Raw genomic sequence first — 15,248 nt, 5'->3', positions numbered from 1 at the left:
AACATCACACTTCACACGCCAGCCATTCCGACTATTTTTGGAATTTCTGCCTGTCAGAGCACAGAAAGGCGTAGACGCGCGGGCAGGGAATTATACGGACTCTATTGCAAAGCGCAAGGATCCTCCAACGATCTGTCCGGTAAGATCATGATCGATATCACCGTAACGATCGTGTCTCCGAAGGTATGCTTAAGTGCGTTTCATCAGGCGGGGATAAAATGCCGACTCGCCGTCCATTTGGCGTGACGCAGGGAACCGCGATAAGAATAGCCTGTGGATAAAAAGGATCGAAACTGTGTAGAAGGGGAAGATCTCTTTGGCGGATTAGGGTATGATCCGCGGTCCCGTCAGCGATCCTTTTAATGGATCGTCGGGATAAATCGCCGCGCTATGTGGTGTGTCTGCTATCTGAATTGTGAATGATGCAAGTGTGGATAACGCAGACACCAAAAATCATGAGTTACATAAATAACATCTTATTCTTTTCTTTTTGATCGTTCTTGTTCGAGTGGAGTCCGCCGTGTCGCTTTCGCTTTGGCAGCAGTGTCTTGCCCGTTTGCAGGATGAGTTACCTGCCACAGAATTCAGTATGTGGATACGCCCGTTACAGGCGGAGCTGAGTGATAACACTCTGGCGCTCTACGCCCCTAATCGCTTTGTACTGGATTGGGTTCGTGATAAATATTTAAATAATATCAATGGCCTGCTGAATGATTTCTGCGGGATGGATGCCCCTTTGCTGCGTTTCGAGGTGGGGAGTAAACCGCTGGTTCAGGCTCTCAGCCAGCCTACGCAGCCGCATCATAAGCAGGTCAGTGCTGCGCCTGCGCAGCAGGTGCGATCAGCTCCGGTACGTCCAAGTTGGGATAATTCGCCGGTACAGGCAGAGCATACTTATCGTTCCAATGTGAACCCCAAGCATACGTTTGATAACTTCGTTGAGGGTAAATCGAACCAGTTAGCACGCGCGGCGGCGCGTCAGGTGGCCGATAACCCAGGCGGTGCCTATAATCCGCTGTTTCTTTATGGCGGTACCGGCTTGGGTAAAACGCACCTGTTGCACGCGGTGGGAAATGGCATCATTGCCCGCAAACCCAACGCGAAAGTGGTCTACATGCACTCCGAGCGCTTCGTGCAGGATATGGTGAAAGCCTTGCAGAACAATGCGATTGAAGAATTCAAACGCTACTACCGTTCTGTTGATGCACTGCTTATCGATGATATTCAATTCTTTGCTAATAAAGAGCGCTCGCAGGAAGAATTCTTTCATACCTTTAATGCGTTACTGGAAGGCAATCAGCAAATTATTCTGACGTCTGACCGCTACCCGAAAGAGATCAACGGTGTGGAAGATCGCCTGAAATCCCGCTTTGGTTGGGGGTTAACGGTCGCGATTGAACCGCCAGAGCTGGAAACTCGCGTGGCGATTCTGATGAAGAAAGCGGATGAAAACGACATCCGCCTGCCTGGTGAAGTGGCGTTCTTTATTGCCAAGCGCCTGCGTTCTAACGTGCGTGAGCTGGAAGGCGCACTGAACCGCGTTATCGCGAATGCCAATTTTACCGGCCGCTCGATCACTATTGATTTTGTGCGTGAGGCGCTGCGCGATCTGCTGGCGTTGCAGGAAAAACTGGTTACTATCGACAATATTCAAAAGACCGTGGCGGAATACTATAAAATCAAAGTAGCCGACCTGCTGTCTAAACGTCGTTCCCGCTCGGTGGCGCGTCCGCGCCAGATGGCGATGGCGTTGGCGAAAGAACTGACGAATCACAGCCTGCCGGAAATCGGCGATGCCTTTGGCGGGCGTGACCATACGACGGTGTTGCATGCCTGCCGTAAAATTGAGCAGTTGCGTGAAGAAAGCCACGACATCAAAGAAGATTTTTCCAATTTAATCAGAACTCTATCGTCATAACACTATGAAATTTATTGTTGAACGCGAACGTCTGTTAAAGCCATTACAACAGGTCAGCAGCCCGCTGGGCGGCCGACCGACTTTACCGATTCTGGGCAACCTGCTGATTCAGGTGACGGAAGACGCACTGTCGCTGACCGGTACCGATCTGGAAATGGAGATGGTGGCGAAAGTGGCGCTGACGCAGCCGCATGAGCCTGGTGCCACGACCGTCCCAGCCCGCAAGCTGTTCGATATTTGCCGGGGGCTGCCGGAAGGCGCGGAAATCACCATCATGCTGGATGGCGATCGCATGCTGGTGCGCTCTGGCCGCAGCCGTTTCTCGCTGTCTATGCTACCTGCGGCGGATTTCCCTAATCTGGATGACTGGCAGAGCGACGTTGAATTTTCTCTGCCGCAGGCGACGATGAAGCGTTTGATCGAAGCGACGCAGTTTTCGATGGCGCATCAGGATGTTCGCTACTACCTCAACGGTATGTTGTTTGAAACCGAAGGTGAAGAGTTGCGCACGGTCGCGACTGATGGTCACCGTCTGGCGGTCTGCTCCATGCCCGTTGGCCAACCTTTACCGTCACATTCGGTGATCGTGCCGCGTAAAGGTGTGATGGAGCTGGTGCGTTTGCTGGATGGCGGCGATACACCGTTACAGCTGCAAATCGGTAGCAACAATATTCGCGCGCATGTCGGCGACTTCATTTTTACGTCGAAGCTGGTCGATGGGCGTTTCCCTGATTATCGCCGCGTATTGCCGAAGAACCCAGATAAAACGTTGGAAGCCAGCTGTGATTTGCTCAAGCAGGCCTTCTCTCGTGCGGCGATTTTATCGAATGAGAAATTCCGCGGCGTACGCCTGCACCTGATTCAGAATCAGCTCAAAATTACTGCCAACAACCCAGAGCAGGAAGAAGCGGAAGAGATTCTGGATGTGCAGTACGACGGCACTGAGATGGAAATCGGCTTTAACGTTAGCTATGTGCTGGATGTGCTGAACGCGCTGAAGTGCGACGGTGTCCGTTTGTTGCTGACCGACTCCGTTTCCAGCGTGCAGATCGAAGATAGCGCCAGCCGGGCGGCGGCCTATGTCGTCATGCCAATGCGGTTGTAGAATTATCGGGCAAGTCTACTTGCCCTCCCATATAAGATATCTGCAACATGGCTCTCACTCGTCTTCTCATCAAAGATTTCCGCAATATCGAAGCGGCCGATCTGGCGCTGGTCCCCGGTTTCAATTTTTTAGTGGGTGCCAACGGCAGCGGTAAAACCAGCGTACTGGAAGCGATTTATACGCTAGGGCACGGACGGGCGTTTCGCAGCATTCAGGCAGGGCGCGTGATTCGTCATGACCAGCCTGAGTTTGTGCTGCATGGCCGTATTGATGGTACAGAAACGGAGCGCTCCGTCGGGTTAAGCAAAAACCGTCAGGGCGACAGCAAGGTGCGGATCGACGGCAGCGACGGCCATAAAGTCGCTGAACTGGCGCAACTGCTGCCGATACAGCTGATCACCCCAGAAGGATTTACCCTGCTCAACGGTGGGCCGAAGTTTCGTCGCGCCTTTCTCGACTGGGGGTGTTTCCATAACGAGCCCGGTTTTTTCGCGGCCTGGAGCAACATGAAACGTTTGTTGCGCCAGCGTAATGCGGCGCTGCGTCAGGTGAGTCACTATGGGCAACTGAGAGCCTGGGATCAGGAACTGGTTCCACTGGCGGAACGTATCAGCGAATGGCGTGCGCAATACAGTGCGGCGATTGCCAATGATATCGCCACGACCTGTACGCAATTTCTGCCTGAATTTTCGCTCAGTTTCTCTTTCCAGCGCGGCTGGGATAAAGAAAGTGAGTATGCCGAACTGCTGGAACGGCAGTTCGAACGCGACCGTATGTTAGGTTATACGGCGCTGGGGCCGCATAAAGCCGACTTCCGCATCCGCGCCAGCGGCGTGGCGGTAGAGGATATGCTGTCCCGTGGCCAGCTCAAGCTGCTGATGTGTGCGCTGAGGCTGGCTCAGGGTGAATTTCTCACCCGTCAGAACGGACTGCGCTGTCTGTATCTGATTGATGACTTTGCTTCCGAACTGGATAGTACCCGCCGTCGTTTGTTAGCCGAACGGTTGAAAGCCACCCATGCACAGGTTTTTGTCAGCGCGGTCAGCGCTGAGCAGATAGAGGACATGGTTGGTGAAAAGGGCAAGATGTTCCGCGTGGAACAGGGTAAAATAACGGTTCAATCACAGGACTAAAATGAGCGAGAAACGTTGATGTCGAATTCTTATGACTCCTCAAGTATCAAGGTATTGAAAGGGCTGGATGCGGTACGTAAACGCCCAGGTATGTATATCGGCGATACGGACGACGGTACCGGCCTGCATCACATGGTATTCGAGGTTGTGGACAACGCTATCGACGAAGCGCTCGCTGGCTATTGTAAAGACATTGTCATCACCATCCATGCCGATAACTCGGTATCGGTGCAGGATGATGGCCGTGGTATTCCGACGGGGATTCACCCGGAAGAGGGCGTGTCTGCGGCTGAAGTGATCATGACCGTGTTGCACGCTGGCGGTAAGTTCGATGATAACTCGTATAAAGTCTCCGGCGGCCTGCACGGCGTTGGGGTTTCCGTGGTTAACGCCTTGTCTGAAAAACTGACGCTGGTGATTCACCGTGATGGAAAACTTCACGAGCAGACCTATAAACACGGCGTGCCACAGGCACCGCTGGCCGTGACGGGTGAAACCAATAGAACCGGTACCACGGTGCGCTTCTGGCCGAGCCATGAAACGTTCACCAACGTGGTGGAGTTCGAGTATGAAATTCTGGCTAAGCGTCTGCGCGAGCTGTCGTTCCTGAACTCCGGTGTTTCCATTCGCTTGATCGACGAGCGTGAGAAAGATAAAGCCGATCACTACCATTATGACGGCGGTATCAAGGCCTTCGTTGATTACCTGAACCGCAACAAAACGCCTATTCACCCGAATGTGTTTTATTTTTCGACGGTGAAAGATGACATCGGCGTGGAAGTGGCATTGCAGTGGAACGATGGTTTCCAGGAAAACATTTACTGCTTTACCAACAACATTCCACAGCGTGATGGTGGTACACACCTGGCCGGTTTCCGTGCCGCGATGACTCGTACGCTGAATACTTACATGGATAAAGAAGGCTACAGCAAGAAAGCCAAAGTCAGCGCTACCGGTGACGATGCGCGTGAAGGGCTGATTGCCGTGGTTTCCGTGAAAGTGCCGGATCCGAAATTCTCCTCGCAGACCAAAGACAAGCTGGTTTCTTCCGAAGTGAAAACCGCCGTCGAATCGCTGATGAACGAGAAGCTGGTGGATTACCTGATGGAAAACCCGTCAGACGCCAAAATCGTGGTCGGCAAAATTATCGATGCCGCACGTGCCCGTGAAGCGGCGCGTAAAGCCCGTGATATGACACGCCGTAAAGGCGCGCTCGATTTGGCTGGCCTGCCGGGCAAACTGGCGGACTGTCAGGAACGTGACCCCGCGCTGTCTGAACTGTACCTGGTGGAAGGGGACTCAGCGGGCGGCTCTGCCAAGCAGGGGCGTAACCGTAAGAATCAGGCGATTCTGCCGTTGAAGGGTAAAATCCTGAACGTTGAGAAAGCCCGTTTTGACAAGATGCTGTCCTCGCAGGAAGTGGCGACGCTGATCACCGCGCTGGGTTGCGGCATTGGCCGTGATGAATACAACCCGGACAAGCTGCGTTATCACAACATCATCATCATGACCGATGCGGACGTGGATGGTTCGCACATCCGCACCCTGCTGTTGACCTTCTTCTATCGTCAACTGCCTGAAATCGTTGAGCGTGGCCACGTTTACATTGCGCAGCCGCCGCTGTACAAGGTGAAAAAAGGTAAGCAGGAACAGTACATCAAAGATGATGAAGCGATGGATCAGTACCAGATTATGCTGGCACTGGACGGCGCGACGCTGCACACCAATGCACAGGCTCCTGCGCTGGCGGGTGAACCGCTGGAGAAACTGGTTGCTGAACACTATGCCGTACAAAAGCAAATCGGTCGTATGGAGCGCCGCTTCCCACGTACATTACTGAACCGTCTGATCTATCAACCGACGTTGTCCGAAGCGGATTTGAGCGAGCGTGAAAAGGTGCAGGCGTGGGCGGAATCGCTGGTTAGCAGCCTGAACGAAAACGAAGTGCACGGCAGCACCTACAGCTTTGTCATTCACCATGATGAAGAACGTGGCGTATTTGAACCGGCGCTGCGTGTGCGTACGCACGGTGTGGATACCGATTATCCGCTGGGCGCAGGCTTTGTCGAGGGTAGCGAATACCGCAAATTGAATCAACTGGGCGAAAAACTGCGCGGCCTGATTGAAGAAGATGCGTACATCGAACGTGGTGAGCGTCGTCAACCGGTTGCCAGCTTTGAGCAGGCGCTGGAGTGGCTGGTGAAAGAGTCCCGCCGTGGTTTGAGCGTACAGCGGTATAAAGGTCTGGGTGAAATGAACCCGGATCAGTTGTGGGAAACCACGATGGATCCGACCAGCCGCCGCATGCTGCGCGTGACGGTGAAAGACGCCATTGCCGCTGATGAGCTGTTCACGACCCTGATGGGGGATGCCGTTGAACCGCGCCGTGCGTTTATCGAAGAGAACGCCCTGAAAGCGATGAATATCGATATCTGATTCGGTCTACGTTGTTATCGTTATCTAAGCCAGCTCCCTGCGGAGCTGGCTTTTTTTATCAGGCCAGCGCACGCCGTTTGGCGCTGCGCATTTCCTGTAGCAGCGTGATAAACGCCGTGATCAGCATAAAGATGACGGCAGACCAGAAAATGGCGTGAGGGTGACCGTGATCCAGCAGCCAGCCGAACAGCACCGGCCCCGCCGCCCCGCCGATGTTGAAGCCAGTAGAAACAATCCCAAATACCCGTCCTTCCGCACCCGGCGGTGAGGCGGCACGCACCAGCATATCCCGAGAGGGCGCGATCATACCGGAGAGGAAACCGGCAGCAGCCAGCAACGGCACCAGCACGAGAGTCGGTAAGGAATACAGGGCAACAATACTGACCAGCACGGCGGTCACGGCCAGCGCCGCTGTCGCTACCAGCCCATGACGCCTGGTTTTATCCGCCAATGCGCCGCCAGCCAGTACGCCAAAGGCGCTGGCGAACAGGAATGCGGTAAGCGCCACGTTAGCCTGTGATAGCGACAAGTCGTAGCCCGTGACTAACGCGGTCACCGAGAAGTTCTGGATTGAACCCGTACTTAAATTCAGCAGCAGGAACAGAATCAACAGCGCCAGAATCGGCAGTGTGAACACAGGTGCACGCACTTTGCCTGGCTGGGTGTTTGTCACCGCAGGCTTCACTCGGCTAGGTTCATCGCGATCGGTCAGAAGCAGTGGTATCGTCAGTAAGCCGATGATGCCGGAAACGATAAAGGCGCTATTGATGCCGGAAAAGGCGGCGATGGACAGCAAAATGCCGGGCGCAATGGCCGTACCCAGAAAGCCGGAGAAGGTATGTACCGAGAAGGCGCGGCCCATACGTTTTTCATCAATTCCGCGCGACAGTAAGGCGTAATCCGCCGGGTGATAAACCGCGTTTGCCACGCCAGCCAGCCCCATCGCGGCGACCAGCCAAACATAGCTGCCTGAGAAACCGAGCGAGAGAAAACAGAGGCTTCCGAGCGCTAAGCCTGCGGTTAATGTGCGGCGCGCGCCGATGCGGTCCACCATAAAACCAATCGGCGTCTGTACACAGGCGGAGACGATGTTGAATACGCTGAGCGCAAACCCAAGTTCAACAAAACTGATATCGCGCTGGGCTGATAGCAGCGGAATAAGTGCAGGTAGCACCATCATATGGAAGTGACTCACCAAATGCGCTGATGAGATTTGCGCCAGTAGCGGTAATTTTATGAATTTCATATATATTTGCAGCTTACGGGTCTGTAGATTTTATTATCGTGAGAGCTGGCGCAAGGACTGGGCGTCACTCCCTGGCAAAGGGATCATAAGGTTAGCATATTACTTATATCATCTATGGCGAATATTGATACCCGCCTTTTCGGCAGAATAGGGAGAGAGTAGCGTGACGATCAAATCATATTTGGGTGGGTGTTTATGTGGGCAGATTCGGTTCAGAGCCACGGGTGAACCATCCTCTTGATGAGAAAAACAGCCCGGAGCTGAAGCCTACGTCACATTCGTTCGAGGACGGCTGCCCACGTTGGGAATAATGCACGGGCCGTTTCCGGCCCGTGTGGGGAGTGGGTGAAGAAGGAGGATTACGAGAGCTTGAATACCAGCACCGTTTGCGCGAGCTGTCTGGCCTGTTCTTCCAGCGACGCGGCCGCAGCCGTGGCTTCCTGCACCAGTGCGGCGTTCTGCTGGGTGACGCCGTCCATCTCATGAACGGCCTGTGTCACCTGGCTGATCCCACGCGATTGTTCATCCGATGCGGAGACAATCTCGTCCATGATATCTTTTACCGACGTGACGGCACTCAGCATTTCCTGCATGGTCTCACCGGCGTTCTGAACCAGCGTGACGCCGCTATCGACGCGGCTGGCGGACTCTGTAATCAGCGCGGTGATGTCTTTTACGGCACTGGCACTGCGTTGCGCGAGGTTGCGCACCTCGTTGGCAACAACGGCAAAACCGCGCCCTTGTTCGCCCGCTCTGGCGGCTTCCACTGCCGCGTTGAGTGCCAGAATATTGGTTTGGAACGCGATACCACTAATGATGCTGGTAATGTCGGCAATTTTCTTCGAACTGTCGTCGATCTCACTCATAATGTGAACAACCTGACCGACTATCTTGTCACCTTTCTGAGCGATGTGGGCCGCGTTCTGCGCCAGTGTGGTGGCGTTATGGGCGTTATCCGCATTCTGTTTTACCGTCGCCGTAATCTGCTCCATGCTGGCGGCAGTTTCTTCCAAAGCCGCCGCCTGTTGCTCGGTACGGGAAGCTAGATCGGTGTTGCCTGCCGCAATTTCCGTCGCACCGTGGCTGACGGATTCGCTGGTGCTAATCAGCTGCTCGGCGATATCCCTCAACTGTGCCTGCATGGCATTCATGGCATAAAAAATACTGCTGTCGTCCTTCGGTTGTACGGGAATGCTTTGCGTTAAATCCCCTTGCGCAACGGACAGGGCGATCTGCGCCGCCTGAGAAGGTTCCCCACCGATAGGACGAGCGACCTTGCGGTTAAATATGATGCCCAGTACGCCAGAAACCACCACGATACTCAGCACCATAAGCAGCAGCCCCAGGTTCCGCTGCTGCACCGTTTTCGCCATCACCACATTGACCGGAGCAGACAGGCCAAGCATCCAGGGCGTACCGGTATTACCGATAGTAACGGGTACATACACGTTAAACGCCGATGTGTTCAACACTGCACTGTGACGTTCAATCTGATAAGACTGCCCTGTTGTGACATGCTCAAGCAGCGTGGGGTCGTTTTCAATTTTTTTTGTCACCCTAGCTTTGTCGGGGTGAGAAATGTAGGCGCCAGTGTGGGACAGCAGTTGGGCGTAGCCCGTTCCCTCATAGGGTTTTATGTTGTTGGTCAGCTGTTGCAGCGTATCCAGCGAGAAATCCGCGGTAACGGAGCCGTAAAATTTGTTGTTGATGATGATGGGCACGGCAATGGAGGTCAGCAGGACATCGACGCCGTTGTAAGGGTAGCTATACGGTTCCAGAATCACTTCTTTCTGGAGCTTCTTCGGCAGCAGATAGTAATCGCCGCTGCCGGGCGTTTCATAATCCACCAGATTATGCAGCGCAACGTTGCCTGCGGTATCGCGGTCGACATAACGGACGAAGCGGCCTTGCGGATCCTGATCGGGCTGGCCAGCGTACTCTCGATCTTTGCCGTCGAACGCATCAGGTTCCCATGCCAGCGACATCGAAAGGAAATCAGGGTGGCTCTTCAGCGCATTCTTCAGCAGTGTTTCTGCGGTTTTCCGATCGGCGTTGCCTGCTTCTTGCAGGCTAACCACGCTTTGCACCAAATTACGTGCCGCATGGAGTGCGACATCCAGTTTTTGCTGAATCAGGTAGCTGTTGGTATACGCCGTTTGCTCAAGATACTGCTGTGCGATGGTCTTTTGCTGCTGGCCGGATTGCCAGATCAGCAGGCCGATAGTGAGAATAAAACCGAGTGCGATAGTGGTAACGCCTGCCAGTAGCATCAGCGTCCGTGTGCTGAGTTTTCTTTTTGACGCGTCTGGTGAGGCGTGGATGGATGGGGTGCTGTGATTAACCGGTAACAGTGTTGTAGACATATGCGTAATATCCCCTGGGATATAAGTGCCTATACCCGTCAATTCTCGTGTGTACGGGTGCTTTTTTATAAAAAAATCAGTGTATTACTGTTCTATGTTTTTTATGTGAATTCCCTTACATGATTCATTTAGTGTGATTTGGATCACAATTATATTATCGACGGGAAGCTGTATCCCTTTAGATTATTCACTGAAATGTCACAAATCAGCGCAGCTAACGTACATGCAACGTAAAGTATGACGAGTATAAACGGGCAGTAATGTGATGACGGATGCAAGGTGAGGCATAACACCTCACCGAGTGAGTGGTGGGTTAAGCGGCTGGGCCTTTGCTGACAGAATCGCGGATAATCAATTCGCCCTTGAAGTCTGGCGCAGGCAGGACGGTTTCATCCTCCAGCCGGCACAGCAGTTTCTCAAGGGTATAGTTAATCATCTCGGCGACGGGCACGTGCACGGTAGTGAGCGGCGGGTGGAACCATGAGGCCATCGGCAAATCGTCGAACCCCAACAGCGAAACGTCCTGCGGAATTGCAAGGCCGTGTTCGCGCAGCGCTTTTGCCGCGCCAATCGCCATGTCGTCATTGCTGGCGACCAGAGCACTGAAAGTGCCCGCCTGTTGCAGCAGGGTTTTTGTTGCCGAATAACCGCTGTCATGCGTCCAGTCGCCAGGCGCAACCAGACTGTCACTATAGGGAATCCCATTTTCCTCCAGCGCTTGCCGGTAGCCCGCCAGTCGGCTCGTGCCGGTGGGTGAATTCGGCGATCCGCAGATAAACGCAATATCACGATGACCCTGCGTAATCAGGTAATTGACGGCATCATGGCCGTGTTGCTGGTGGTCGGCGCAGATACCGTTATCACCGTGCTGATGCAGTGTGCGGTTGACGACCATGATCGGCTGTTCATGCTGTTCGATGATGCTTTCCAGCGCATCGATAGAAAGAAAGCGTGGATAGATAATGACGGCATCGCAGCGTAAATCGAGCAGAAACTGAATCGCTTCCCGTTCTTCTTCGGCACTGTGTTTGCCGTCCGCCATGATGAGCTGCCGGCCATATTTTTCCGTCATGGTCGCCGTTTGGAACAGCAATTCGCTAAAGTAGGGGCCGCTGTATAGCGTGTTGGTCACGACCAAACCAATGATTTGCGATTTGCTTGTGGCGAGCTGGCGCGCCAGCAGGTTAGGCCGGTAGCCAATCTCTTCGATCGCTCGGAATACCCGATCCCGCGTGGTTTTACTGACGTAGTTATTTCCCGTCAGCACGCGTGATACGGTGGCCTTGGAGACACCGGCTTTTTTCGCTACATCGAGCATGGTTACCATCGTACTTTCCCGTTCTCCTTTTGCGCCGCTTGATGCCGTCATTATAGGGAAAAATCCTCCTTTTTTATCATCAATGGCGAATGTAGGGATAAAAATATTCTCCACTTGCGCTATTTATGATCGCCTTCAAAAAACAGTAAAAACAATATGAAACCGGTTGCATATTGTTTTTCGTCTTGCTTGAATAATAAAAAAACGGACGGTGAGGTGCAGTATGAATAAGATTTTACTCTGTTGCGCAGCAGGAATGTCTACCAGCATGCTGGTACAGCGAATGGAAAAGGTCGCCGAGCAAAAAGCGATCGCCGTTGAGATAAAAGCCGTAGGTTTTGAAGAGTTTAATGAACTCATTGAGCAATATGATTGCTGCCTTCTTGGTCCGCAGATTAAGTATAAACTTCCTGAATTCAAAGCAATAGCTGACGAAAAAGCGAAGCCGATTGCGGTTATTAATATGGTTGATTACGGCATGATGAATGGGGAGAAAGTCCTTAACGATGCCCTAGCGATGATCGCGTAATATAACGGGAGGAATAATGAGTAAATTCACTGAGTCATTATTCAGCGTTATCGAAAACCGTATTAGCCCGATTGCGGCGAAACTTTCCAGCCAGCGTCATGTTGTGGCAATTAAGGATGGATTCATTGCCTCCATGCCTTTCTTAATTGTCGGCTCTTTTATGATGTTATTTGCTCATCCGCCTTTTAGCCCGAACAGTGAATGGGCGTTTGCGCAGTGGTGGCTGGGGATGGTGGAACGCCACGGCGAACAGATCATGATGCCCTACAATATGACGATGGGCATTATGGCGGTGTATATCACCAGCGCCATCGCTTATAACCTGGCACAGAGCTATAAAATGAACGGTTTTATGGCTGCCAGCCTGGCGCTGATGTCGTTTATGGTCGTGGCGGCGCCGCAAATCGACAAAAGCCTGCCGGTTGGGTCGCTGGGCGGCGAGGGGATTTTCACCGCGATTATCGTGGCAATTTATTCGACGGAACTGATGCATTTTTTGCAGAAGCACAATATTGGCATCCGCCTGCCGGAACAAGTACCGCCGAAAATCCGCCAGTCTTTCGATCTGCTGATCCCGATTCTTGCTATCTTCCTGACGCTTTTCCCGCTTAGCCTGTTTATGCAGAGCCAGTTCGGTATGCTGCTACCGCAGGCGATCATGGCCGTCTTTGCGCCGATTATCTCGGCATCCGATTCGCTCCCTGCCATCCTGATCGCGGTGCTGCTCTGCCACCTGCTGTGGTTTGCTGGGATTCACGGCGCTGTTATTGTCGGAGGCATTTTGCAGGCGTTCTGGCTGACCAACTTAGGGATCAATCAGGAAGCATTTAACGCGGGCGCACCGATCACCAAAATCTTTATTGAACCCTTCTGGCAGTTTTTTATCACGATAGGCGGCTCGGGAGCGACCATGGGGCTGGTCTTTCTCTATCTGCGCAGCCGTTCTGCTCATCTGCGCTCTATCGGCAAGTTGGCCGTGGTGCCGAGCATGTTCAACATCAATGAACCGGTGATTTTTGGTTCACCCGTCGTGATGAACCCGCTGCTGTTCATCCCATTTATTACCGCGCCGCTGGTGAACGCCACCCTTGCCTATATCGCGTTAAAAACCGATTTAGTGCATCGCGTCATTTCTCTTGCGCCTTGGACAACGCCGGGCCCGATTGGCGCAGCCTGGTCTACGGGGTGGGACTGGCGTGCGGTGGTGCTGGTGGGGGTACTGATTGTTGTTTCGTCCCTAATCTATTACCCCTTCTTCAAAATGTATGAACGTCAGTTGATCGAACAAGAAGTAGGTACAGCAGAGGAGGCCGTGAGTGATGCGCGATGAAACCATGCTTGATGAAACGACAGTCATGGAACTGATTATCTATGCGGGAGAGGCACGTTCCTGCTCAATGGAGGCGCTGAGCGCCGCCAGAAAATACGACTGGGACAAGGCCGAGGAAATGCTTAACACGGCTTCTGTGGCGGCACGTAAAGCCCATCAAATCCAGACGGCCCTAATTGGTGCCGATGAGGGCAGCGGGAAAATCTCGGTCAACCTGATTCTGGTTCACGCGCAAGACCACCTGATGAACGCGATGCTATGCCGTGAGCTGGTGGAGGAACTAATTCAACTGCATCGGGAAATCTCCACCCTTAAAAAGCTTATAAATGAATAACATGTAAATCTGAACTAACGAAAAGGAAACAAGATGTCTGCTGAACAATTACCGAAAGACTTTCTGTGGGGCGGCGCGGTAGCGGCGCATCAAGTTGAAGGTGGTTGGGATCAAGGCGGCAAAGGTGTCAGCATTTGCGATGTCCTGTCCGGCGGTGCCCACGGTGTTGACCGTGTGATTACCGATGGCGTACAGCCTGGTGTCAGTTATCCAAACCATCAGGCGGTGGAGTTCTATTCCCACTATAAGCAGGATGTTGCCCTGTTCGCCGAAATGGGCTTCAAATGCTTCCGCACCTCGATTGCCTGGACGCGTATTTTCCCTAATGGTGATGAGTTGGAGCCGAATGAAGCGGGTCTGCAATTCTATGACGACCTGTTCGATGAACTGCTGAAATACAACATCGAGCCCGTGATTACGCTGTCCCACTTCGAGATGCCGCATCATCTGGTTAAGCAGTACGGCGGCTGGCTGAACCGTAAAGTGGTGGATTGCTTTGTGCGTTACAGCGAAGTGGTCATGAAGCGTTACCAGTCAAAAGTGAAATACTGGATGACCTTTAATGAGATCAACAACCAGCGTAACTGGCAGTATCCGCTGTTTGGCTACTGCTGTTCCGGCGTGATTTTTACCGATCACGACAAGCCGGAGCAGGCGATGTACCAAACGCTGCATCATCAGTTTGTCGCCAGTGCGAAAGTGGTGAAGCTGGGTCATGAGATTAACCCGAACTTCAAAATTGGCTGCATGCTGGCGCTGGTACCGATCTATCCGTGGTCATGCCATCCTGATGACGTGATGTTTGCACAGGAAGCGATGCGTGAACGCCACCTGTTCGGTGATGTGCAGCTGCGCGGTTATTACCCGTCTTACATCCTGAAAGAGTGGGCGCGCAAAGGCTACCAGATTGATATGCAGCCGGAAGACGAACAGACGCTGCGTGAAGGCTGCACAGACTATCTAGGCTTCAGCTACTACATGAGCAGCGCGGTACAGTTGGCGGCAAAAGGCCAGAAAAAAGGAGATGCGATTACTGGCTTTGACGGCGGCGTGAAAAACCCGCATGTGAAGGCATCGGAGTGGGGCTGGCAGATCGACCCGGTTGGCCTGCGCTATACGCTGAACAGCTTCTACGAGCGTTATCAGAAACCGATGTTCATCGTTGAAAACGGCTTTGGCGCGGTGGACAAGGTGGAAGCCGACGGCAGCATTAACGACGATTACCGCATCGAATATCTCAAAGCGCATATCGAGCAGATGAAAAAAGCCGTCGTGGAAGATGGCGTGGAGCTGATGGGCTATACCCCGTGGGGCTGCATCGACTGCGTGTCGTTCACCACCGGTCAGTACAGCAAACGCTATGGTTTCATTTACGTGGATAAACACGACGATGGCACCGGTACGTTCAAGCGCTCGAAGAAAAAGAGCTTTGACTGGTACAAGACAGTGATCGCCAGCAACGGCGCAGAACTATAACGGCTATATGTCAAACCTATCTGTAGAACAGAAACGGGATTAACGGAATAGAAGAGTAAA

The 15,248-nt window shown here is 53.0% G+C and carries 11 protein-coding genes; 8 read left to right on the top strand and 3 right to left on the bottom strand.

Features of this window, described 5'->3' with window-relative positions; genetic code table 11:
* The first annotated feature begins 520 nt into the window (after nt 1-520).
* From dnaA to gyrB, 4 genes are read left to right on the top strand one after another with little or no spacing between them, the layout of a single operon-like run.
* On the top strand, nt 521-1,918 hold the full coding sequence (gene dnaA / locus H0247_RS16350) for a chromosomal replication initiator protein DnaA (RefSeq protein ID WP_180743495.1): 1,398 nt from the start codon (nt 521-523) through the stop codon (nt 1,916-1,918).
* Between the two features lie 4 nt (nt 1,919-1,922).
* Nucleotides 1,923-3,023: a DNA polymerase III subunit beta gene (gene dnaN, locus H0247_RS16345; protein WP_180743494.1), complete on the top strand. Its 1,101-nt coding sequence runs from the start codon at nt 1,923-1,925 to the stop codon at nt 3,021-3,023.
* 47 nt (nt 3,024-3,070) lie between these two features.
* Nucleotides 3,071-4,156 carry a DNA replication/repair protein RecF gene (gene recF / locus H0247_RS16340; protein ID WP_010281217.1) on the top strand — a complete coding sequence of 362 codons (1,086 nt, stop codon included), beginning with the start codon at nt 3,071-3,073 and terminating at the stop codon, nt 4,154-4,156.
* Nucleotides 4,157-4,174: 18 nt separating this feature from the next.
* Nucleotides 4,175-6,592, top strand: a complete 2,418-nt coding sequence (gene gyrB / locus H0247_RS16335) for a DNA topoisomerase (ATP-hydrolyzing) subunit B (protein WP_180743493.1) — start codon at nt 4,175-4,177, stop codon at nt 6,590-6,592.
* Between the two features lie 58 nt (nt 6,593-6,650).
* Here the strand turns inward: gyrB and H0247_RS16330 are convergent, their stop codons facing one another.
* From H0247_RS16330 to H0247_RS16320, 3 genes are all read right to left on the bottom strand, one after another.
* The gene (locus tag H0247_RS16330) at nt 6,651-7,838 is read right to left on the bottom strand and encodes an MFS transporter (protein ID WP_180743492.1); all 1,188 of its coding nucleotides are present in this window, start codon (nt 7,836-7,838) and stop codon (nt 6,651-6,653) included.
* 359 nt (nt 7,839-8,197) lie between these two features.
* A complete protein-coding gene (locus tag H0247_RS16325) occupies nt 8,198-10,201 on the bottom strand; it encodes a methyl-accepting chemotaxis protein (protein WP_180743491.1) in 2,004 nt (667 codons plus the stop codon).
* Between the two features lie 313 nt (nt 10,202-10,514).
* Nucleotides 10,515-11,528, bottom strand: coding sequence for a LacI family DNA-binding transcriptional regulator (locus tag H0247_RS16320; RefSeq protein ID WP_180743554.1), 1,014 nt, complete (start codon nt 11,526-11,528; stop codon nt 10,515-10,517).
* A 214-nt stretch (nt 11,529-11,742) separates the two neighbouring features.
* On the opposite strand from H0247_RS16320, the gene H0247_RS16315 reads away from it, so the two are divergent.
* The 4 genes from H0247_RS16315 to H0247_RS16300 are packed head-to-tail and all read left to right on the top strand — an operon-like array spanning nt 11,743 to nt 15,188.
* The gene (locus H0247_RS16315) at nt 11,743-12,048 is read left to right on the top strand and encodes a PTS sugar transporter subunit IIB (RefSeq protein WP_180743490.1); all 306 of its coding nucleotides are present in this window, start codon (nt 11,743-11,745) and stop codon (nt 12,046-12,048) included.
* Between the two features lie 16 nt (nt 12,049-12,064).
* Entirely contained in the window at nt 12,065-13,378 is a 1,314-nt protein-coding gene (locus H0247_RS16310) for a PTS sugar transporter subunit IIC (RefSeq protein ID WP_180743489.1), read from the top strand.
* Nucleotides 13,368-13,712 carry a PTS lactose/cellobiose transporter subunit IIA gene (locus H0247_RS16305; RefSeq protein ID WP_180743553.1) on the top strand — a complete coding sequence of 115 codons (345 nt, stop codon included), beginning with the start codon at nt 13,368-13,370 and terminating at the stop codon, nt 13,710-13,712. Before H0247_RS16310 ends, H0247_RS16305 begins: the two co-directional genes overlap by 11 nt.
* A 33-nt stretch (nt 13,713-13,745) precedes the next feature.
* Nucleotides 13,746-15,188: a 6-phospho-beta-glucosidase gene (locus H0247_RS16300; RefSeq protein WP_180743488.1), complete on the top strand. Its 1,443-nt coding sequence runs from the start codon at nt 13,746-13,748 to the stop codon at nt 15,186-15,188.
* Nucleotides 15,189-15,248 lie beyond the last annotated feature (60 nt).

Origin of the sequence: Pectobacterium sp. CFBP8739, from assembly GCF_013449375.1 — a bacterium.
Taxonomy (GTDB): Bacteria; Pseudomonadota; Gammaproteobacteria; order Enterobacterales; family Enterobacteriaceae; genus Pectobacterium.
Note: the sequence above shows the minus strand (reverse complement) of the source record. Positions and strands in the feature narration are given on the sequence as shown.